This window comes from Streptomyces sp. NPDC059003 (assembly GCF_042740445.1).
Taxonomy (GTDB): Bacteria; Actinomycetota; Actinomycetes; order Streptomycetales; family Streptomycetaceae; genus Streptomyces.
This window is the reverse complement of sequence record NZ_JBHYJH010000167.1, coordinates 1-19,941: the sequence shown is the minus strand read 5'-3', so window position 1 is coordinate 19,941 and position 19,941 is coordinate 1. Positions and strand designations below refer to the sequence as shown.

At 67.3% G+C, this 19,941-nt stretch carries 19 protein-coding genes and 9 pseudogenes; 9 read left to right on the top strand and 19 right to left on the bottom strand.

What is annotated here, in order from left to right:
* Nucleotides 1-618: 618 nt before the first annotated feature.
* The 5 genes and pseudogenes from ACFWZ5_RS37210 to ACFWZ5_RS37190 all read left to right on the top strand — a co-directional run.
* Entirely contained in the window at nucleotides 619-1,632 is a 1,014-nt protein-coding gene (locus ACFWZ5_RS37210; RefSeq protein ID WP_384891916.1) for a class I SAM-dependent methyltransferase family protein, read from the top strand.
* Between the two features lie 553 nt (nucleotides 1,633-2,185).
* Nucleotides 2,186-2,464: a hypothetical protein gene (locus ACFWZ5_RS37205; protein WP_384891913.1), complete on the top strand. Its 279-nt coding sequence runs from the start codon at nucleotides 2,186-2,188 to the stop codon at nucleotides 2,462-2,464.
* 399 nt (nucleotides 2,465-2,863) lie between these two features.
* Nucleotides 2,864-3,393 (top strand): annotated as a pseudogene (locus ACFWZ5_RS37200) (transposase family protein); the annotation flags it as partial.
* Nucleotides 3,394-3,610: 217 nt separating this feature from the next.
* Nucleotides 3,611-4,084 carry a hypothetical protein gene (locus ACFWZ5_RS37195; RefSeq protein WP_384891911.1) on the top strand — a complete coding sequence of 158 codons (474 nt, stop codon included), beginning with the start codon at nucleotides 3,611-3,613 and terminating at the stop codon, nucleotides 4,082-4,084.
* A 66-nt stretch (nucleotides 4,085-4,150) separates the two neighbouring features.
* Nucleotides 4,151-4,399 (top strand): annotated as a pseudogene (locus ACFWZ5_RS37190) (transposase); the annotation flags it as partial.
* Here ACFWZ5_RS37190 and ACFWZ5_RS37185 read toward each other — a convergent pair.
* From ACFWZ5_RS37185 to ACFWZ5_RS37160, 6 genes and pseudogenes are all read right to left on the bottom strand, one after another.
* On the bottom strand, nucleotides 4,390-5,337 hold the full coding sequence (locus ACFWZ5_RS37185; protein WP_384891909.1) for an IS3 family transposase: 948 nt from the start codon (nucleotides 5,335-5,337) through the stop codon (nucleotides 4,390-4,392). The pseudogene ACFWZ5_RS37190 and the gene ACFWZ5_RS37185 overlap by 10 nt on opposite strands.
* A gap of 68 nt (nucleotides 5,338-5,405) precedes the next feature.
* Nucleotides 5,406-5,636: pseudogene (locus ACFWZ5_RS37180) on the bottom strand (transposase); the annotation flags it as partial.
* Nucleotides 5,637-6,189: 553 nt separating this feature from the next.
* Nucleotides 6,190-6,378 carry a hypothetical protein gene (locus tag ACFWZ5_RS37175; RefSeq protein ID WP_384891918.1) on the bottom strand — a complete coding sequence of 63 codons (189 nt, stop codon included), beginning with the start codon at nucleotides 6,376-6,378 and terminating at the stop codon, nucleotides 6,190-6,192.
* A gap of 80 nt (nucleotides 6,379-6,458) precedes the next feature.
* Complete coding sequence (locus tag ACFWZ5_RS37170; protein ID WP_384891907.1) at nucleotides 6,459-6,992, bottom strand: group II intron reverse transcriptase/maturase; 534 nt, start codon at nucleotides 6,990-6,992, stop codon at nucleotides 6,459-6,461.
* Nucleotides 6,993-7,176: 184 nt separating this feature from the next.
* Nucleotides 7,177-7,770, bottom strand: a pseudogene (locus ACFWZ5_RS37165) (transposase); the annotation flags it as partial.
* A 784-nt stretch (nucleotides 7,771-8,554) separates the two neighbouring features.
* Nucleotides 8,555-8,764: a hypothetical protein gene (locus ACFWZ5_RS37160; protein WP_384891905.1), complete on the bottom strand. Its 210-nt coding sequence runs from the start codon at nucleotides 8,762-8,764 to the stop codon at nucleotides 8,555-8,557.
* A 41-nt stretch (nucleotides 8,765-8,805) separates the two neighbouring features.
* Here ACFWZ5_RS37160 and ACFWZ5_RS37155 point away from each other — a divergent pair.
* Nucleotides 8,806-8,997, top strand: a pseudogene (locus ACFWZ5_RS37155) (phosphohydrolase); the annotation flags it as partial.
* 234 nt (nucleotides 8,998-9,231) lie between these two features.
* Here the strand turns inward: ACFWZ5_RS37155 and ACFWZ5_RS37150 are convergent.
* Nucleotides 9,232-10,197, bottom strand: a pseudogene (locus ACFWZ5_RS37150) (IS1380 family transposase); the annotation flags it as partial.
* Nucleotides 10,198-10,277: 80 nt separating this feature from the next.
* On the opposite strand from ACFWZ5_RS37150, the gene ACFWZ5_RS37145 reads away from it, so the two are divergent.
* On the top strand, nucleotides 10,278-10,535 hold the full coding sequence (locus tag ACFWZ5_RS37145; protein ID WP_384891903.1) for a hypothetical protein: 258 nt from the start codon (nucleotides 10,278-10,280) through the stop codon (nucleotides 10,533-10,535).
* Nucleotides 10,536-10,642: 107 nt separating this feature from the next.
* Here ACFWZ5_RS37145 and ACFWZ5_RS37140 read toward each other — a convergent pair whose 3' ends face one another.
* From ACFWZ5_RS37140 to ACFWZ5_RS37130, 3 genes and pseudogenes are all read right to left on the bottom strand, one after another.
* Nucleotides 10,643-11,599 carry a hypothetical protein gene (locus ACFWZ5_RS37140; RefSeq protein ID WP_384891901.1) on the bottom strand — a complete coding sequence of 319 codons (957 nt, stop codon included), beginning with the start codon at nucleotides 11,597-11,599 and terminating at the stop codon, nucleotides 10,643-10,645.
* 238 nt (nucleotides 11,600-11,837) lie between these two features.
* The gene (locus tag ACFWZ5_RS37135; RefSeq protein WP_384891899.1) at nucleotides 11,838-12,209 is read right to left on the bottom strand and encodes a polyprenyl synthetase family protein; all 372 of its coding nucleotides are present in this window, start codon (nucleotides 12,207-12,209) and stop codon (nucleotides 11,838-11,840) included.
* Between the two features lie 103 nt (nucleotides 12,210-12,312).
* Nucleotides 12,313-12,618 (bottom strand): annotated as a pseudogene (locus ACFWZ5_RS37130) (polyprenyl synthetase family protein); the annotation flags it as partial.
* Here ACFWZ5_RS37130 and ACFWZ5_RS37125 point away from each other — a divergent pair.
* Nucleotides 12,517-13,041: a hypothetical protein gene (locus tag ACFWZ5_RS37125; RefSeq protein ID WP_384891921.1), complete on the top strand. Its 525-nt coding sequence runs from the start codon at nucleotides 12,517-12,519 to the stop codon at nucleotides 13,039-13,041. The pseudogene ACFWZ5_RS37130 and the gene ACFWZ5_RS37125 overlap by 102 nt on opposite strands.
* 286 nt (nucleotides 13,042-13,327) lie before the next feature.
* Here ACFWZ5_RS37125 and ACFWZ5_RS37120 read toward each other — a convergent pair whose 3' ends face one another.
* The 3 genes and pseudogenes from ACFWZ5_RS37120 to ACFWZ5_RS37110 all read right to left on the bottom strand — a co-directional run bounded on the left by ACFWZ5_RS37120 (nucleotide 13,328) and on the right by ACFWZ5_RS37110 (nucleotide 16,023).
* The gene (locus ACFWZ5_RS37120) at nucleotides 13,328-13,723 is read right to left on the bottom strand and encodes a hypothetical protein (RefSeq protein ID WP_384891896.1); all 396 of its coding nucleotides are present in this window, start codon (nucleotides 13,721-13,723) and stop codon (nucleotides 13,328-13,330) included.
* Between the two features lie 176 nt (nucleotides 13,724-13,899).
* Nucleotides 13,900-15,552, bottom strand: a pseudogene (locus ACFWZ5_RS37115) (IS1182 family transposase).
* Between the two features lie 117 nt (nucleotides 15,553-15,669).
* Nucleotides 15,670-16,023, bottom strand: coding sequence for a hypothetical protein (locus ACFWZ5_RS37110; RefSeq protein ID WP_384891894.1), 354 nt, complete (start codon nucleotides 16,021-16,023; stop codon nucleotides 15,670-15,672).
* A gap of 91 nt (nucleotides 16,024-16,114) precedes the next feature.
* Here ACFWZ5_RS37110 and ACFWZ5_RS37105 point away from each other — a divergent pair.
* Nucleotides 16,115-16,674, top strand: a pseudogene (locus ACFWZ5_RS37105) (transposase family protein); the annotation flags it as partial.
* Nucleotides 16,675-16,808: 134 nt separating this feature from the next.
* Here the strand turns inward: ACFWZ5_RS37105 and ACFWZ5_RS37100 are convergent.
* From ACFWZ5_RS37100 to ACFWZ5_RS37075, 6 genes are all read right to left on the bottom strand, one after another.
* Complete coding sequence (locus ACFWZ5_RS37100; RefSeq protein WP_384891891.1) at nucleotides 16,809-17,279, bottom strand: HAD family hydrolase; 471 nt, start codon at nucleotides 17,277-17,279, stop codon at nucleotides 16,809-16,811.
* Complete coding sequence (locus ACFWZ5_RS37095) at nucleotides 17,279-17,485, bottom strand: hypothetical protein (protein WP_384891888.1); 207 nt, start codon at nucleotides 17,483-17,485, stop codon at nucleotides 17,279-17,281. The genes ACFWZ5_RS37100 and ACFWZ5_RS37095 overlap by 1 nt, the downstream gene beginning before the upstream one ends.
* Complete coding sequence (locus ACFWZ5_RS37090) at nucleotides 17,482-17,868, bottom strand: phosphoribosyltransferase family protein (RefSeq protein WP_384891885.1); 387 nt, start codon at nucleotides 17,866-17,868, stop codon at nucleotides 17,482-17,484. Before ACFWZ5_RS37090 ends, ACFWZ5_RS37095 begins: the two co-directional genes overlap by 4 nt.
* A gap of 354 nt (nucleotides 17,869-18,222) precedes the next feature.
* On the bottom strand, nucleotides 18,223-18,621 hold the full coding sequence (locus tag ACFWZ5_RS37085) for a hypothetical protein (RefSeq protein ID WP_384891882.1): 399 nt from the start codon (nucleotides 18,619-18,621) through the stop codon (nucleotides 18,223-18,225).
* On the bottom strand, nucleotides 18,588-19,124 hold the full coding sequence (locus ACFWZ5_RS37080) for a hypothetical protein (protein WP_384891880.1): 537 nt from the start codon (nucleotides 19,122-19,124) through the stop codon (nucleotides 18,588-18,590). Before ACFWZ5_RS37080 ends, ACFWZ5_RS37085 begins: the two co-directional genes overlap by 34 nt.
* Nucleotides 19,125-19,174: 50 nt before the next feature.
* Nucleotides 19,175-19,941: aspartyl/asparaginyl beta-hydroxylase domain-containing protein (locus tag ACFWZ5_RS37075; RefSeq protein ID WP_384891877.1), on the bottom strand; the 767-nt coding region annotated here is incomplete at its 5' end.

Genomic DNA, 19,941 nt, shown 5'->3' with positions numbered 1-19,941 from the left:
CCGCTTCAACACCTGGCGCCGCCACTCGGCGAACGAGCAACTCAACCCCATCACCTGCGAAGCATCACGTAACATGAACCTGACCGCATAACCACACGAAACAGCGCCTACCTCCCAGATGGAAGGCCCGAGTGCCGTCCGGGGAAGCACCGATCACGTCGGTGGCCTCCGCCTCGATCAGCTCCTGCAGGATGCGCTCGCACACCACCCTGATTGCCTCAACTCCATCGGCCCAACGTAGTGAGTCAAGCAGCCGCATCAGCCCAGACTGGGACAAGGCCATCATGTGCTCCTCCGATCGAACTGCCCGTTTACCAGGGAGACTTGCGCGTTGGCCTGTCCTTCCTCAGGGAGCAGTCGCAGGCAACGGGTGCACGCCCCGGGCAGACACGCGCGTTCCGAGGCCCGGCCCGGCTACCACCACTTCAAGGACGCGATCCCCCGCAGAGCTGTACGATGCTGTCCCATCGCGCCCACTACACCTCGATATGCCAGCCCTTGGCCGCGCTGACTTCGTGTCTTTGACAAATCACCAAGTCTCTCAAACTGGTTGTCGGATCCGCCTTGATGACCCCTCCACCATGGACTTGGGCAGTGCACGGCAGGAAGGGGCAGTTGATGCAGACCGAAGAGCGGGAATACGACCTGATTTGGACACGGCTGGCCCCGACATTGCTAGGGTTTAAGGAGGCTGCCCTGGCCTGTGACCTGTGGTTTCGGGAAAAAGACGGTAGGCCTGATCCCACGAGGAAACTGCAGGAGCGTGTGAGCGATCTGGCGCGTGTGCTGAATGAGCAAATCGGGGTTGATGCTCCGGGGTGTGCGGAGGCGAAGGAGCAGGTAGGGGTACGGATGCGTGGCGAGTTGCTGCCATATCTGCTGCTGTCGGGGCACGCGGCGCGTTGCTACACCAAACCCAGAGGTTATGCCGGGGACTACCAGGCGATTGCGTGGTTCTATGAGGATAACGCTAGGGGGGACGGGGACCTGGGCAGGGCGCTGGACCGGGCCTTCTTGGAATTGCCGTCGTCGCGGGCGGTGAAGAATCGGCGTGAATTGATGACCAGACAAATCCGTGCAACTTTGCAGGAAGTGGCCCCGCGGCCCGCCAAGGTCACCAGTCTGGCCTGTGGACCCGCCCAGGAAGTACTCGACATCTTGGCCGAACTACCCGACCCCTCTCATCTCCAGAGTACGTTGGTTGATTTCGACGAGGAGGCTTTGGCCCATGTAGGCAAGAGCCTTACCGCAATGGGGAAGCCCGATGGGGCCAGACTGCTGCAAGAGAACTTGATCAGCCTGGCCACCGGGCGCGCCGAGACAGATCTGGTCGATCAGGATCTGGTCTATTCGATCGGGCTGATCGACTACTTTGATGACGCATTGGTCGTCTCACTGGTCAATGTCGTCCATCGGATGCTCCGTCTAGGAGGGCGAATCCTCCTAGGGAACTTCCACCCCCGCAACACCACCCGTGCGCTAATGGACCACGTCTTCGACTGGCGTCTGATTCACCGAGACGAACACGACCTCGACCGTCTCCTTCAGACTTCCGCTTTCGGCAGACCCGCCACGCGCATGCTCAGTGAACCTCTAGGCGTCAACCTCTTCGCTGAATGCACCAAAACGTGAGTCCCCAGGAAGGTTGTTCAGACTTTGTTGATCATGAGGTGTTCCAGGTGGAATCACGCAAGGCGCTTTTATGATGCAATTCGCCTTTACGCCCGCAGAAGCATCCGTTGTGTCCTGTAAGCATTTTCAGCGGGGTCAGTGAACCTCTTTCATCCGCATCTCAGCGGCCCTACGGTCAGTCGTCTCACGACAACCGAAGACCCCCGCGACCGTGCGACCGGTCCGGGGGCGTGGCCAACCTGAGAAAGCAGGTCGACGTGCCGAACTGTATCGTCCGACTCTTCGAGCCGCTGTTGCGGTTTCTGCGGCCTCCACGCGGGCACCAGAGGCGCTGCTGCGTGCCGTCCCCTGAAGCCTCCGCCTTGCCCCTGCCGTGCGTCTCTGGCCCCGCGCTGCGAGATGAGGCAGTCCGCTTGATCCGTCCGTACGCGGTCGCGCACGAGCAGCGCCAAAGGGCACGGCGTCAGCGATCACGGCGCTTCGCACTGTGGCTTGCTCTCTACGGCGTGGACATCGGGCCTCGATGCATTCACGGGGTGGAGGTGACCAGGTCATGAGTGAACCGTTCATCGGCCGACTGCTGCCGTGGATGAACATGGCAGATGACCTCCTGGGCCACGCCAATGCCGTGCTGGCCGATGACGAGACCACGTCCGGCGAACTCCGCTACATGGCGGCTTGCTTGACGGAGTCCCTGCGCCAGGTGCAGGCGATCGCCAAGAGCCGGGGGATCGCTTGGCCGCCCTCGGCTATGAATCCGACGACAGCGACCCCAACGGGGACGATGGCAGCGGTCCGACGCTTCTGGCAGAGGCATTCGGATGAGCAGTGATCGCGGTACCCCACGGGCCCGCTACGGCTTCGCACAGTGGACTCTCAAAGCTGATGCCGGGACGGACGCAACGTACGTCGGCACCTGCCTGACCTGTGGTGCCCGCTCCCTCAATAGCGCGGACTCCGATGATGCCCAAGTGTGGTGCCTGAAGCACGCGGGCCTCACCAAGCACACCGCGTACAGACTAAGCGTGTTCCAGCCCTTCACCGCGTACCTGACCGACCCGGCGTTCCAGGCACCGCCCGCACCGTAGACGAGGGCGGACGTTGCCCCATTCCCGGGCGGTCCGCTCCTCTTCGGGGTGGTTTCCTCAAGGACAATGCGCCGGGCGTATCCGTTGTAGCGGATGGTTTCCGGAGCAGCCTCATAAGCCTTATCGAGGGTGGCGAGAGCCGCTTCTGTGCGAAAATCGCTGCCGGGTTCAGGATCAGCGAGTCCACCGCCCACGCCTACACCAGCGAGGTCATCGACCTGCTCGCCGAACGCGCACCGGGTCTGCTGAAGGTCCTGCGCGAGACCAAGGTGGACTTCGTCCTGCTGGACGGCACCCTCGCCGAGTGCGACCGGGTCGGCGACTCAAGCGCGGACTACTCCCACAAGCACCGCCGGGCCGATCCCACGACCTGACCGCCGCCCGCACCCACCGGGTCATCCGCATCTGCGAGCGCCAGGTCGTCCCCATCCTGGCCGATCTCGCTTACCAGGGCGGCGGCACCTGGCTGACCACCGGCATCAAACGCAGACCCCTGCAGGAACTCACCCCCACCGAGAAGACCGTCAACCGGGCCTTGGCCGCGGCACGGGCACCGGTCGAACGCGGCGTCGCCCGCCTGAAGTCCTGGCGCATCTTCCGCAGATCCCGATGCAGCCCCAACCGCATGACGCCAACCGCCAAAGCCGTCCTCACCCTGGAACAGCAACTCTGAAGAAGCTCGGTGGCTCGCGTCCTGGATGCCCCCCCAGCCGGGAAGAAACAGTACGGTGCACGAATGGACTCCTATCGGCTGCCAAGTGATGAGAACGAGCGGACTCAGCTCACCTGGCGCATTGCAGCCGACGGCTACCTGTTCCTTGAGGCGGCCTTCGCGTCAGCCGCTCCCGACTGGGCTGCGGGAAGTGCCCGCGGTCGGCATCCTGCGGACAGTGTGGCTGCAGCAGTCTCAGCGGACGGTCATGGACGGGGTGCAGGAGGTGGCCTGGCGGGGGAAGAATGATCTCCCGCCCAGCAGAGCGAGGATCACCTCGCCTTACGACCCCGACTCCCGCAACGCCGTCAAGCGCGGCTCAGCCTGGGACGGCTACAAGGTCCACTTCACCGAGACCTGCGACGCCCAGGAGAGCGGCCGACCCCACCTGATCACTCACGTGGTCACCACGGACGCCACGGTCGGCGACCCTGTGGTCGTCGACGAGATCCACGACCGGCTACATGCCAAGCACCTGCCGCCCGGCGAACACCTGATGGACGCCGGATACATCTCGGCGGAGCTCCTGCTCACCGCGCCCAGCCAGCGCGGTGTCCGGGTCATCGGCCCGGTCAGGCCGCGCACCCGCCACACTGTCCAGGCCGCTGGCTACGGCAAGACATCCTTCACCATCGACTGGGACGCCCAATAAGCGCCCTGCCCCAACGGCGCTCACAGCCGTTACTGGACCGAAGGACTCGACAACAACCAGCGGCCCGCGATCCGCATCCGCTTCGCCACCGAGACCCGCGTGCCTTGCCCGGCTAGCGCGCAGTGCACCAGCTCCACCCGCTACGGCCGACGACTCACCGTCCGCCCGCAAGATCAAGACGCCGTCCTCGAACGCGTCCGAGTCGAGCAGGAAACCGAGGAGTGGAAGGCCGTCTACGCGATCCGCTCCGGCGTGGAGGGCACAATCCACCAGGCCGTCACCGCCACTGGCGCTCGCCGCACCCGCTACGCAGGGCTGCGGAAGACCGCCCTCGCACACATCCTCACAGCCACTGCCATCAACCTCATCCGCATCGACGCCTGGTGGGCTGGGCAACCACTCATCCCCACCCGGACATCACACCTCGCTGTCCTCGATCTTGCCGCATAAGCAATTGGGCAACGGGGTCTCTCGATCCACTCGAAGATCGCGGTACGGGCGAGAGTCCTGCTGGGCCGGGGTTTCGTGCCGAGCAGTTCCCGTTTGATTGTCGCGAAGAAGGACTCGGCGAGGGCGTTGTCCCAGCACTGCCCGGTGCGGCCGACCGATAGCCGGACGTCGAACTCCGCGGCCAGGGACGCGAATTGCTGGTTAGTGTACTGGCACCCGCGGTCCGAGTGGAAGATCACCGGACGGGTGGGGCGGCGCCGTCGGCAGGCGGCCTTGAGGGCGTCGGCGACCAGGTCGGTCCGCAGATGATCGACGGTTGCCCAGCCGACGACACGGCGGGAGGCGATGTCGATCACGGTGGCCAGGTAGAGCCAGCCCTGATCGGTCGGGATATACGTGATGTCGCCGCACCAGCGGATGTCGAGTGCGGCCGCGTCGGGGGCGAAGTCGCGCCCGATGAGGTCGGGCCTGGCGGCGGCCCGCGGGTCGGGGACGGTGGTCAGGTGTCGCCGCCTGTGGTGCCGGCCTTGAAGTCCGGCGTCCCGCATGAGCCTGGCGACGCGGCGCCGTCCGCATCTTTCGCCCTCGCGTTGCAGGACGGCATGGAAGCGCGGGGCCCCGTAGGTGCCGCGGGAGTGCTGGGCCTCGGTGATCTTCCCGGTCAGCTCCTGGTCGCGGACCGCACGGGGGCCGGGGGTGCGGTTGCGGCGGGCGTAGAAGGCGGCGCGGGAGACCTTGAGCAGTTCACACGCGCGCTTGACGTTGTGGTTGCTCTGCTTCTCCGCCTCGATGAACGAGTGCACCGTTGCCGGGTCTCCTTCGCGAAGAAAGCCGTGGCCCGCTTGAGGATGTCGACGTCCTCCCGCAAGCGGCGGTTCTCGCGCCGAAGCGCAGCCAGCTCCTCACGCTCGCTGCTGGTCAGCCCGTCACGCTCGCCCGCGTCGACCTCGGCCTGCCTGACCCAGTTCCGCACTGCGGTCTCGGTCAGATCGAAGTCCCTGACTACCTGACCGACCGGGCGGTCACCACGCTGGCCCAGCTCGACGATCTCGGCCTTGAACTCCGGCGTGAACGAACGGCGAGAGTGAGGCTTCTTCCCCATGCTCTCCATGATGGACATCCTCTCGGGGACGAACCCCTGATCTCGAATGTCCGTCAAAGCGGATCAAGCCCATGTTGATCATGCCGGGGCTTCACCCGCGTTGACCGGATACAGCGTGGGGCGAGCTCGATGGCCATGGAGCGCACCGAATCCCCGAGCCTTTTCAGTGAGCGTTTTCAACCAGGCCACTGATCGGGTGAGGCCGACGAGACCGAGGTGTGGACCGCAACGTACAAGGCTCCCGTGCTGTTGGGGAGGTGTTCGAAGTCTCAACCCGTCGGCGCAGGAGCCTCGTTGGTTCCCTATCCTGCCGCACTCGACCTCCCGCATGCCCTCGTCGAGTGGGTCACGATGCTCGCCCGCTTCTCCGCCCGCGCGTTGATACGACGTGCTCGACCACGTCGGGCGGCAGTTCAGCGGCAAGCACCGAGGCGGGGCGATCAAGTTCACCGATCCCGAGCCGTAGAGTGAAGTAGGCCGCCGACGACGTGCCTCTGGGTGAGGTCCTTTTCCGACGGCCCCTTCCCGAACCGGACACGCTGCTTTCACCGCATCACGGCTCTCCAGTAATCAGCTTTCGGGGGACTGGAGTTGGACGTCCGGCATGGATGGCCTCGTGGCAGCGGCGGCAAACTACCAGCGTCTTTCGTCGCCTCATTGCCATCAGTTTCACCCAGACCGGGCGCTCAGGACGATCCGGCTGTTTGAGGTCGGCGAGTTTCCGGATGTGATGAACTTCCACCCTCTTCCGGGAGTCGCAGATCTCACAGGCGCCCGCAAGAAGACGCTTCACCAGTTCCGTTGTGCTGGACTGGTTGGGTGTCAGCGGCTTGTTGTCCTCCACGACAGCTTCGCGCTGGTGTCTGAGCGGAATGCGCCAAATCGGGCGACCAGGGGTTTCCTCCCGCCATCACGCTCTACTGTGACTTCGAAGCACCGCAGCGGTCCAGCTTCCGTCTTGACGAATGTCCGGTACTTCCGGGCCATTCGTGTGACGGTCGAGCGATGCTTGTTGGCCAGCGTCTTGAGCATGGAGGTCTCCATCACCCAACGCAGATGCGAGAAGCGAGAAGAGACGTCCTGAGCAAGGAGGTAGTACTGAACGAGTCCCCGGTATTCGCCTTGATACGTCGCCACGATGGAGAAGTCGCTGTCGTGGAGAAGTACGCCACGCGATGCCGGGTTCCCGCCGCTCATATACGGAGCGCGGTGCTGGCGGATCACGTCGCGCGGCACGTAGAGCCCAATGATGCCGCTGGAAGACCTTCGCGGCCCGGTGAGTTTCGTGTCGCACCGCTGGGCCCGGATCTCGTAGCCGAGGAAGCGTGCCGCCTGGCTGATGGCATGTGTGATCAAGGTCTTGGATTCTGACAGTTCGAGCCTGAGCTGAGCACTCAGGAACTGCCCGATCCGTTCCTTGATTTCCTCCGCTTCGTTCTTGGGGCCAGCAAATCCGAGGAGCCAGTCGTCGCAATACCTGACGTACCGCAGTCTCCGACGTAAGGAGCGTTTGGTCCGGTGGTGGGTGTTTGGTTCCGGGTCAGGTTCCGCGCCAGTTCAGGGTGGCTTCGCCGGTGAGGCGGCGGGCCATCAGGTCGATCATCGCGAGGTGGATCATGGCTTCGGAGCGGTGGGGGTGGGTTTCGTAGTCGCGGGCGAGGCGCCGGTGGTGCATGAGCCAGCCGATGCTGCGCTCGATGGTCCAGCGTCTTGGAATGACCTTGAATCCTTTGACTGCCGGGTCGCGTTGGACGGGGTGGACGTCGATGCCCAGTCGGGCGCCGTGGTCGATGGCTGTGGTGCGGTAGCCGGCGTCGACCCACGCCTTGGTGATGCGCGGGTGGGCGGCGGCGATGCGGGTCAGCAGGGTCACCCCGGCCGCGGTGTCGGACACGCTCGCGGCCGTGACCAGGACAGTCAGCAGCAGGCCGAGGGTGTCGCAGCCCAAGTGCCGCTTGCGCCCGATGATCCGCTTTCCGGCGTCGGTGCCCTGGCTGGCCAGGTGCACGTTGGCCGACGTCTTGATGGTCTGGGAGTCCAGCACGCAGGCCGACGGCTCGCCGTTGCGGCCCTCGGCCTCCCGGACCAGGTACCGCAGCAGGCCGCCGAGCTGTTCGAGGACACCGTCCTCTTGTCAGGCCGCGGGCGGCCCTGATGCGCCGTTCGGCCCGGCGGCGGTCGCGGTCTTCACACTCGGCCATCAGCAGTTCGGCGAGGAATCCGGCATAGGAGAGACGTTCGCGCTTGGCGCGAGCGATGACCTCGGGGGCCTGGGCCCGCATGGGGGGGGGAAGCCGAGGCAGTGTCGATGGCCGCGTCGGATGCCTGTGCGGTCAGCGCGTGATGAGCCGTGGTCATGGCGATTCCTTCCGGCGAAAGTGCAGCAGCTCGTCCCATTCCTCCAGGCGGGGCGGGGGCCGGCGGTCCTCGGCAGGGCCCGGGCCAGGCGGCGAGGAGTAAGCGAGGTGACCTGCGGCGGTTCGAGTTCCAGCGGCACCAGGGTGGAGGTGACGGTGGGGGCCCGTCCGGCGGCCTGGGCGGCCTTGCGGGCCTCAAGCGCGATGATGTCTTCGTTGAGGGTGCCCGCTGCCAGAGCGGCACGGAGGGCGATCACCACGTCGGCGTGCTGCTGGTGACGGTGCAATAGCAGCACTTTGACCAGGGATTTTGTCCCTTCGGTGTCGCCGAGGTTGCGATCTCGGCCACGCGCAGGTATCTGCCCGCGATCACGAGGTCGTCTTCGTCGCCTCCGTACACGGCGATCTCGTGGGCGGGGCGCAGTGAGTTGGGTGTGGTGCATGTATGGATGAACAGCCAGCACAAACAGCCAGCTCAACCCACCTACCGCCCAACGCCATTCCCTCGACCTGGCATAGCAACGCCAGGCCACAACCAAGTTCAATAGGTAGACATCAGAGCTAGGCCACATCTTCGTCGGACTCGTTCTCCAGCTCAGACTGGCAGTTAGGGCAGTCAGCAGGGCCCTTGCGCGAGTCGCTGGCCAGCGTTCCGCACAGCGTGCGCCTGCCGGTCAGAACATGGGTGTAGCCGTCCCCGTTGGTGCCGCCATAGCCCACGATGGGCAGAGTTACCTTGTCCACGCAGTCCGGGCGTCCGTAATCGCTCATGTCTGCAAGGTAGTTGGTACCAATGACAGTGCGCCCCGGACATGAAGCAACCCCGCCTGGCCAGCCGCGAAGGCCGACGGGGCTTGGAGCATGCCGAGCAGGTCGACAAGATCGGCGTGCCCTACATCGTGCACGTACGCGCGGTGGCCGCCGGGCTTGCCCCGATGGGGGACGAGCTGGTCAAGGCTGGCTTGCTCCACGACGTCCTGGAGGACACCGACTGGACCGCTGAACCTCGATCCACCGGGTGAATAGGTGGGTTCGGATGGGGGTGGCTGACGGGTGGTTTTCGTTTCGCGGGCAGGGTCGGGTTCCGGGTGACCGTCCGATGCGGGGTCTCCGAGATCCTTGGTCGTGGGCGGGCGGGGGTCTGTGGGCCAGGTCCGCAGCCGGTGGCCCGTCGCGGTCCACAGGTCGGTGAAGCCGTCGGCCCATCGCCAGCGTTCGGGCAGGTGGAGGACGAGACCGCGGGCCCGGTGGGCGATCCGGGCCGGGACCTGGATGAGGTGACGCCGGATGGTGCCGGTCCGCGCCCTGGCGTGGAAGACGCCCGCGAGGTGCCCGGCGGTGCGGACCAGGTTGTAGGCGGTGGCGGCCAGGGTGAGCCAGGCGGCGTTCGCGGTGAACTTCCCCGACGGCAGATGGCCCAGGGCAGAGTCTTCCAGGTCCGCGAAGACCTGCTCGACGACGGCGTGTTCGCAGTGCATCGGCTCGGCCTGGACCAGCGGGAGGGGACTGTCGGTAAAGATCGCGTGATGGCGGTGGACGGCGAACAGTTCGGCCTGCCCCTCGGGTACCGAGACCGGGTTCAGACGCTTGACACGCCGGATGATGAGACGGGCAGTGACCTGGTACTTCTTCGCTTTCGAGACGAACGCGGTGAACGGTATCTCGCAGATCTCCGCGTCCGAGATCCAGCGGTCCTCGTCGGCGTCCCAGACCGCGTGCGGGTACTCGATCGGTATCCACGCCTGCTCATCGATGGCCGCGATCGTCTCGCGGATCTTCTTCCTGATCGCGACGGCGAGGGAGAACACGGCGCCGGCCGTTCGGCAGGCGGCCACCATCTTGTGGGAGAAGTACGCGGAATCGGCGCGGACGATGATCTGCCCGGTCAGGCCCATCGTGCGGATCGTGGTCAGGGCCTCACGCAGCAGACTGTCCGTGCCCTTGCCGGAGTTCGCCGAGCCCTTCCGCAGCCTCTTGGCCACGATGACCGGTGCGCAGGTGCCGGTCTTGACCGTGACGATCTGGAAGTGCAGGCCTTTGACCTTGGTGTATCCGTGCGAGGCACCCTGTTTCGCAGCGCCGTAGACCTGCTTGACCTTGGAGTCGATGTCCACGAACACCAGCCCGTCGCCGCCGGTGAGCATGCCGGTGTGGGCGGCCAGGTTGCAGGTGAACGCCCGCGCCGCGGACTCCAGCTGGCGCACGTGTTCCCAGGTGAAGCGCGCAGGAAGCTGCCGAGCGTGGACGGCGCCCGCACCCCGGCGAACAGACGGGCGAGCCCGCCGTGGCGCAGCACGTCCAGATCATCGATGCTGTCCGCGCCGGCGGCCATGCCGCCCACGATCGACACCACCTTCGTGTCCGCGGCCGTCCCCGCACCGTTGTTCGCGCCGGTCATGCGGACGTTCTGGGCGACCAGCCGGTCCAGCCCGCACCGCTCTGCCAGCCGGATCACCGGGACCGGCTCGGCATGCGCGATCAGATTCGGCTCGTCGAACACGGCGGAAAGCCGGACGGAAGCATGAGTAGATTTCACTGCTGAAGTGCCTTGCTGTTCGTGCGGGTTGAAAGCCTAGGAACTCCAATCCTCGCAGGTCACAAGGCACTTCTTCGCGTTCCGCCATCCACACCATCGCGCGGGATCGAGGCTCAGGTCTGCCCACCCGGCTGCGGTATGGCATACCGCAGGCCTCGTGCACGTGCCAGATAGACAAGCGTGCTCCTGTGCACATTGCGCATCGCGGCGGCGACGGCCGGAAAACGGCTGGCGACTTCCGCTATCTCGCGTTCTGCCCGGCTATTTCGGTCGTTGAACAGCGTCACGGCTGTGTCGATAGCCTGCTGCCGCCCGGCCTTCTGCCTGGAATTGCGTTGGATCACCCTGTCCACTCTGGTCCACTCCGTGATTTCCGGCCGCTCGGCGTTGACCATATAGAGGTCCAGGACGATTCCTTGCGCCTCCCCACTCAGATGCACTGCTCTTTGGTAGCTGTCGGTTCTGGCCGCAAGGCACCATGCCTCGGCAAGGTCTGCCGTCATATAGCCGGCGAAGGCATGCAGGACCTTCATGGCACAGTTGGGTGCCCGCAGCTCCAGGTACTCGTCGACAGCAATCGGATTCCGGTTGATCTCAATATTCCGCATCGACTTCACGGCACGGAGATAGCCGAGGAATTGTTCGGTGCAGAGCTGGCGCAGCTCAGGATGCCAGTCCGTGCGTGCGAAGAAAGCGGTCACGGGTTGGCAGATGAGGTCGCCATCTATGCCCCCGAAGACCGCGGCCGCGAACCTGTCGTAGACCGCCTCGACGCGGGCGATGTCCAAGGAGTTGTCCATGAGGTCGTCGAGGTACGTCCATGCGCTGCTGAAGCGAGCCATCAGCTTCAGCCGTTCGAAGACCGCATCCGGGTAGATCATAGACATATAGCGGGCTCCGGTATTGACATAGTCGCCACGAAGCGCGTCATATGCGTCAGCGGCTTCGACATCCAGAACCTGATCCACGAACTCCTTGGTGTAGGCCCGAACCTCCTCGAAATCAGGATGCATCAGCAGCGGGATGCTGCCACCAAGCTGCGGAACCCGGTACGTCTCGCGTTCTTTCATCGGGTACTCCAAAAATCATTCAAGATCGATGTTCCTCTCGGGAACGATCCGGACTCCTGCCCTCGGGGGCGAGTCGAGCCTGCCTCCACACCGCTCGCCCGGCCGCGGAACGGATGCTGGAGTACTCAGATGGCCCTCATGGTGGCCGCGTCGGCGATCTTGTGGAGTGCTTCGGCTGCGGCGGGTCCGAAAGAAGCCTGCCCGAGGGCGCGGTGGACTTGTGCGAGGCGGGTACAGATCATGCGCTCGACCTCGGCACGAGCACCGGTGGCGATGAGGATCTCGCGGACGCGTTGGGCACCGGCCTCATCCAGTCTGCGGTGCCGAGCAGGGTGGGCAGGGACGTGTTCTGGCCGGTGTCGGCGCGCTGGAGAGCGAGGGCGATGAGCACGGTGTGCTTCCCCTCCCGCAGGTCGTCAAGGTTCGGCTTGCCGGTGGTGGCCGGGTTCCCGAAGACCCTCAGGAGGTCGTCTCGTAGCTGAAAGGCGTCCCCGAGCGGCAGGGCGAACGCCGACAGGGCGTCCAGGGCGGGACCTTCGGCGCCGGCCAACAGTGCTCCGATGTGCAGCGGCCGCTCGATGGTGTACTTCGCGGTCTTGTACTGGATCACTTTCAGCGCCGCGCTCAGACCGGCCTGGACGCTCCCCCCCGGAAATAACGTCCAGGTACTGGCCGACCGTGACCTCGGTGCGCATCGTGTCGATCATGGACAGTACGGCGGCCAGGCGTTCGGCGGGCAGTGCGGCGGTGTGGACGAGTTCGTCGGACCAAGCCATGGCGAGATCACCGACAAGGAGCGCCCCGCTAAAGCCCAGATGGTCGGCGGCCCGGCGGCCCCGGCCCACGTGGTGGGTGGCCAGGGCGCGGTGGACGGTGGGCTGTCCCCGTCGGGTCTGTGACCGATCGATGAGATCGTCATGGATCAGCGCGAAGGCGTGGAACATCTCCAACGCCGCCACCCGGAGCACCGGGGCAGGGCAGTCCCGGCCGCCACCCGCCCGCCAGCCGCAGATGCACAGCGCGGGCCGCAGCCGCTTGCCCCCGGCGGCAAGAAGACCGCGCAGGACCTGGACGACCTCGGTCGGCATCTGGCCATCGGCGCCAGTACGCGCCTTGTGTTCGAGGAACTCCTCCAGCACCGCCTCGACCTGGTGGCACAGGCCCGGGACGTCGAGACGGGCCTCACCCACCGGCACCGTCACGGCGGGCTCTCCAGAGCGATTCAGTGGCAGACCCACCCGCATCGCGGTCACACTGCGCTCCTCCCCGTCGGCCGCCCGTCCACTCTGGACGGCACATCTTCAGGCAGCCAAGAGCACGCGGGCGGCCGGAGACGGTCCCGCTCCTGTAGACGTGAACACGTGGAGATCCTGCAGTCTCGTCCAGGAAAGCTCGGTGCCAGAAGTAGTGAAGTTGCCACTTCACCCGAACGGCAACCCTGACGACCACCCCCAAGGGGCGCATCGGATGCAGTAGGGGCAACGGATACCCCACCGGTCGCGCTTGAGACGCATGCCGCACGGAATCGCTCCTTCCGAGCGCCCCGCGATCCGGTCACGCCCTTCACCTCGGTGGTGCCTTGCGATTGAGCGTCGACGGAGCATCAGGAACTCCCATCACCGCAGTTCATCGGGCACTGCTACTCATTCCATCATCCAAGAGCCGGGACCTCGCTCTGTGGATCGAGGATGAAACAGAGGCTCGCCTTGTTCCGGAAATGTGTCCCTGTCAGTCCCTGTGACCCTCTGGGTTCGGGAGGTTGCGGCACTGGTCGCAGACGGTCCTGATCCATGTCCCGTGATGGTCTCCGTGTAGGCGGGGGCGGCCTATGGCTCCGCAGCCCTCGCACGTCTCCTCGGCCTCGGTTTCGGCAGCCTCGGCGTGGCGGCCCGCAGCGTCAGCCCAGGCGCCGTCGAACTCTCCGTCGCCGTCGAACCTGTCCGCGACGTAGATCCTCAGACCGCCGAGCTTCGGGGCGAACTCCTCGAGGCGGTAGTCCGGCGCGAGGGCGAGGAGCTGTTCGTGCAGGCGCATGAGCAAGGGGTGCCAGCCTGGCCCGACGACGGACAGGCAGTCGGGAATCTGCGGGTCGAAGACGGTCGTGCGAGTCGAGGAGGCATTCATGGGATCAGCGTCTCGCGCACCACTGACAATCGGGTTCCCGGATCGTGCCTGTGCCGCCGGTGCCCTGGGGCCCAGAAGGGCTCTGAGTCCTGTGCGGGGAATTCAGCCCCTTCAGCCCCTTCGGGATGGAATGCGCGGAGGGTCCCCGCAAGGACTGACACCGTTGGCGAATTGGCTCACGAGCCTGGTCGGAGGCGGGCGAGACGGGAAGTACGTGTGCGGGCCAGTGGGATGCCGTTGATCCAGGCGTCGGTGCGGGCGAGGTTGAGGGCGGTGGTGGTGAGGACGTGCTGTAAGTGTGTCTTGGCGAGGCCGCGGTAGCGGCATTGCCGCAGGCCGAAGGCGCGCACGGCCTGGGAAATGGTGCCCTCGATCCCGGCGCGAGCGTGGTAGCGGGCCTGCCACTCTTCGGTGGTCTGGTCGCGGCGGACCTGCTGGAGGGCCTCGTGCTCGGCCCGGGGCCGCAGGGTGAGTTCGCGGGGTTCGGTCTTGGCGCGGGTGCACTTGGTGCGGACCGGGCAGGGGCCGCAATCGCGCTGATGGAAGTCGACGTGGATGACGTCGCGGCCGCGCTTGGTGCGGTGCGGCCACCACTTGACGCTGGTATGCCCGCGAGGGCAGGTGACCTGCTCGGCATCCCAGTCGATGGCGAACGCGGTGAGGTCGTACCCCTCCTTGGTGGTGCTCTGCCAGTGGATGTCCGGCTGGACAGGGCCGAGGAGTTCCACGCCGTAGTCGCTCTTGCTGGTCACCAGCAGGCGGGCGTCGGTGTATCCGGCGTCGACCAGGTGCTCGCCGGGCAGCAGGTCACGGGCGGCGAGGCTGGCGTGGACGACTGCGGTGGTCTCGGCGTCGACGGCCGGGGCGTCGGTGGTGGCCACATGCGTGATCAGGTGCGGGGCGTCGGCGTCGCACGTTTCTGTCAGATGTGCCCGGTACCCGCTCCAGGCCGCCACGGACCGCTTGGTCGCGTAGTGCGCCTGCGGATCGTAGGGCGAGTCGATGCGCTGCCGGGCGGGCGGCAGGTCCTTGGGCTAGCGCCACCGCCACCGGCCGTCGTCCATGTAGTACTGCTGCAGCCAGCAGAGCCGCAGCGTCTGGACCGCCGGGATCTCCCGCAACCACGCTGGTGCGTCGGCCGCGTAGACACGGCCGAGCAGTGCGGCGCCGTCCTCGGCGATCTGCGCGGCGTACTCGGCGCGCGCCTCTGCCCCCTCGGGCAGCCGGTAGTTCTCGATCCGCTTCTCGTAGCGGTCGAACCACTCGTCCGGCAGCCACGCGGACAGCCAGTCTGGTGCCGCTGCGTCCAGGGCGTTGAGTGCGGCCCGCAGCGTTTCGCCCACCGTCTCCAGCCGGTTGAGGTTCCGGATCGCCGCCAGGACGTGCGTGGAGTCGGTGCGCTGCCGCCCCGGGCGCTTGAGCAGGTCCCTCTCCCGCAGTCGGTCCAGGAGCAGGTCCAGGACACGCTGCTGCCGTTCATCGGTGACCAGTCGGTCGCGGAACTCGCTGAGCAGCGAATAGTCGAAGCCCGGATCGGTCAGCTCCAGCCCCAGCAGCAGTTTCCAGTCGATACGCCCGCGTACGGCGGCCGCGGCCTGACGTTCCGACAGGCCCTCCAGGAACTGGAGCACCGAGACCACCGCGAGCTGCCCGGGGGGCCACGCGGGCTAGCCCCGGCGCGGGAACAGGTCCGCGAACTCCGCGTCGGTGAACAGCGGACCGAGCACCTGCCTCATCCGCATGCACAGGCACCCCTTGGGGAACGCCAGCCGGGCCACCTCGGCTGTCTGGGCGGGGACCTCGCCCGGGCTCTGCGGGCACAGCGACATCGCGATCACCTCACGGTGGCGCCCCCACGCCTGGCGACACCATCATCCCGCTCCGAGCTGGCCGTTCGACAGCCTCCACCGGATTCGCCAACGGTGTCAAGGACTGCGGGGACCCTCTCATGTCCGTGCGCCGGGCGGCCTGGGGCCAGCAGGGCGCCGGTCGGCGCTCGCCGAGCAGGCGGGTGGCCTCGCGGGCGGCGAGGTCCAGGGCCTCGGTGAGGGCCTGTGGACGGCGTCCTCCGGCGCTGGCGAGGGGGCCGCGGCTCCGGAGCCGCCGCCGACGACCGTGCGGGCCGCCTCGGCGAGGATCTGGCTGGCCTGGATGCCGCCCTGGTGGAGGTCGGTTGAGATCGCGGCCGCCAGGAGGGCCTTGCCGTCGTGTTCGCCGCCCAGGACCACGACCGCCGGGCCGTGGCCGAGCCGGGTGAGGGTGTCGGCGGCGAGACCGCGCAGCAGGTGGGGGAAGAACACACGTCGAGCCGGGCCGAGAACTAGCGAGTTGGTGCGTGATAGTGGGTGAGGCGTCGTGCCTGGCCGGTGGCATGATGCGTCTGTGGCGATCATGGTCAATCGGGCGGTGCTGGCGCATCGGCTGTTCACGGGGATCTCTCGGCGTCATCTCGCGCTTGTGGCAGAGGAGTTGGCGGTGCCGCGGCAAGCCGGGGTCGAGGGTCGTCGTCATGTTGCACGAGGTGGGTCAGGAGCCGGGCCGCGGGAGCCGGCGCCCGCCACCAGCTGGTGTTCGTCGACCGGCTGGTGGCCACGCTCATCCGTCTGCGGCACGACCTGCCGCACTCGGTGCTGGGACTGCTGTTCGACGTCGACCGCTCCACCATCACCCGTGCGATCGCAGAGATACGTACGCTCCTGGCCGAGCGGGGGTGCGCGGTCCCCGACCGCCCCGGCCTGCGATTACGGACTCTGGCCGACGTGTTCGCCTACGCCCAGGCTGAAGGCATCGAGCTGCGGCTGGATGCCACCGAGATCCAGGTCCGACGGCCACCGGCCGGCCGCGGTGGACGGCGCGCATTCGTTTCCGGGAAGAAGAAGCAGAACACCATGAAGGCCACCGTCATCGCTGACTGGCGGGGTCGCACGTTATGGACCGACTCCCTGCGGCCGCAGATAGCTCGCGCCCCCATGGGCCGCACCTTGACTCCAGATCCGTCGATCACAGCGATGTCGCGGCAGGCCGCCAGAGCTGCTGTCCTGGCCTGCCGCGACACCGACTGTAGCGAATCCGCAGTCAAGATCGCTTAGCGTGCGGGGGCCGACACCTGCTGCGGAGCCCCACCGGCCGGGACCAGACTGAGCAGGCCGGGGCCGATCTGGGCCGGGTCGGTCAAGATCACCGGGCAGCTGGCCGCCGCGAGCGCGTCCGCTCCGGCATAGCCCCAGCCGGCCCCGGCGAAGACGACCCCGGCCTCGAACGCGGCTGCCCGGTCGGTGAGGGTGTCGCCGACGAACACCGCGTCGTGCGGGGTGACGGCGAGCCGGGCCAGGGCCAGGAAGATCCCGTCCGGGGCGGGTTTGGGCTTGGCGTCCTCCCGGCAGACCGTCGTGTCCAGCAGGTCCAGGACGGCCGGGGCAGCAGCCAGGGCAGCCGGTTCCGGGTCTGCAAGGTGACCAGCCCGGTGGCCGCCCCGGCGTCCTTGAGGGCCATCAGCCCTTCCAGGACGCCGGGGAAGAGCCGGGTGCCGGCCGCCGTGGCCAGCGCGACGTCCCATCAGATCTCGCAGAGCTCGTCCGGCTCGGCGACGCCGAGCGCGGACAGCACCTCGACCCTCGGGGTCGTCGCCGCCCCGGGCGGCAGGTCCGCGACCGCGACCCGCCGTCCGAGGGCGGCGGTGGCGACCCCGGCCAGGGTGGCCAGCACCGCCCTGCGGCTGTCCAGCAGCACCCCGTCCAGGTCGAACAGCACGGCCGGTCTCACGACGCCGCCCCCGTCTCGTGAGGGAAGTCGCGTTCGTGCAGCAATGCCTGGAGTGTCATTATGTGTTCCTCCAGCAGCCGCCGACCGCCGAGCGGCCTCTCCAGCGCGCAGAGCGCGTCGGTGACCTCGGCTCCGGCCTTCCGCAGGATGCGGGCCATGACCGTCAGCTGGCCGCCGGAACGGACCACGTCGTCGACCAGCACGACCCGCCGCCTCTCGATAGCCGCCCCTTCGATCTGCCGCTTGGAGCCGTAGCGCTTGGTGGCCCGCCGCAGGAACGCGGCCGGAGGCCCGGTCGCTGCCGACAAGGCGACGACGAGCGGGACCCCGCCAAGTTCGACCCCGGCCAGCACTTGGGCGTCGGCCGGGATGAGGGTGGCCATGGCGTCGGCGACGTCGTGCCGACCCCGCCGCCCATTGCGACGACCACGTCCGCGTGCTCGAAGTAGTGATCGAGCCGGGCGCCGAGCGTCTTGAGGTAGGTCGCCTCGGTGACGTACTCGTTGAACTCGCCCCACTCGATGCGCTTGCTGGCCAGGGACAGGGCGGCGATCGTGCCGCCCTTGGCAGCGGCCCCGCGGGCGGCGCCTCCATCAGCCCGTTGTAACCGCCGTGCAGCAGCGTGAACTTGGCCGCCGCCAGCATGCCGCCGACCTGCTCGGCCATATGCTCCTCGCTCTTGGACGGCGGGACGACGCCGCCGAGGAACACCGCGATCCCGCTCTCGCCTCTCGTGGTCATGCCAGCTCCGGGTAGGTGCGGTAGGCGGCGACGGCGTCCGCGAGGCCGTCCAGGGCGTTCGGGCAGGCCCGCTCGGTCAGCGCCAGCACCCGGTCCAGCGCGGCTTCGACGTCGGCCGCGGTCGGGACGGCCGGGGAGGTGATCGCCGCATCCAGGTCCGTCAGGCAGGCCCGGCCGATCGGCGTGAGCGCAAGCTCCTCGCGCAGCTGATACCAGCCCCAGAACCGGGGCGCCGGGGTGAGCGCGGTCTTGATCAGGTCCTTCGTGGCGGTGTGCAGCAGGTGCCATTCCGCGTAGGCGACGAACCTCTGTCCGCGCCGGATGCGCTCGTGCAGCAGCACCGCCAGCACCAGATGTTCGATCAGCAGCTCGGTGCACGACTTCGGCCGGCGCATGTGCTCGGCGACGCAGGCCCGCGCGGCGTCGGCCTGCGAGGCGGTGACCGTGCCGATGGGCGCTCCAGCAGCACCTTCCCGGCGATCTCCCGGCGGATCTGCGGGATCTGGGAGGCGGGGGCGAGATAGAGGTCGACCTGCTCCATCTTGCCCTCGTGCTGGACGAGAAAGACGAACCCGACGCCACCCAGGTCCGCGACGATGCCATCGCGCCAGCCGGGCAGCAGAGCCCCGGCCGCAACGGTCATCAGGTCATCCAGGGCCGCGGTGAACGCGGGCAGGGCATTGTCGTGGACGCCGACGAGGAAGTCCACGTCCGGGAGCCGCTCGGCGGTGCCCGAGGCGAGGGAGCCGCGGACGATCAGGTGCGTCACCTTCGAGGACAGGGCGAAAAGTTCGGCGATGCGGGTCAGCAGCGGCAGCTGCCGGGGCCGGTTCGCCTCGGCGAGCGCGGCCAGCTGCAGTTCGGCCGGGGCCGGGGCGGTCGGGAGCGCGGTGGGCATGAGCGGGGTTCCTTCCGTGCTGGGGAGTCGCGCGGACAGAGGAAGCGCAGTCAGCAGGCGGTGCGGGCCAGGATCTTGTCCCTGGCGGCCTTCCAGCTGTCAGCGGCCTCCGTGTCGCCGAGCGCGGTGTGCAGGTCGGCGATCAGCTCGTAGCCGGTGCCCTCGGGCAGGGCGACGGAGTAGAACAGCCGCAGCAGCAACTGCTCTGCCGCATCCAGGTAGCCGAGGTCCGCGAGACGCCGGGCGTCGGCGAGCTTGTCCGCCAGCTCGGCCTGGGAGGCGGCCGGCAGCGGCTCGGCGGACGCCGGATGCAGCTGCGAGCACTCGGCTAGGTCCTGGTAGGCGTCGTCGGCGTAGACGTCCGCGATCAGGTGGATCCGGTCAGGGCCGAGCAGGTTGCAGACCCCGTGCGGGAACGTCGAGGTCAGGCGCCAGATCTGCCCGCCCCTCATGTGGACCTTGGTGCCGCCGGTGACCAGGAACGCGGAGGAGTTGGTGTGCAGCGGGATGTGCAGGCGGTGCCGTGCGACCTGGTCCAGCTCGTCGTAGTCGCGGTGTTCCCAGAGGAACGCGTTCGCCTCCAGCCGCGCGAGCCGTACCCACACGTATGAGAGGCCGAGGGCGGCCAGCAGACCAGCCGTCGCGGGCATCTGCTGGAGGAGGTCGGTGGGGCGGGCCTCGACGAGCGTGTCGTCGAGCCGGTCAAGCTGGGCGACCTGCCCGGATAGGGCATGCAGTGGTCGTACCTCGTCGTTCATGATGTCCCTCTCGAACTCCCGCCCAGGCAGGGCCAGGGCGGTGGCGGACGGGGGTGGAA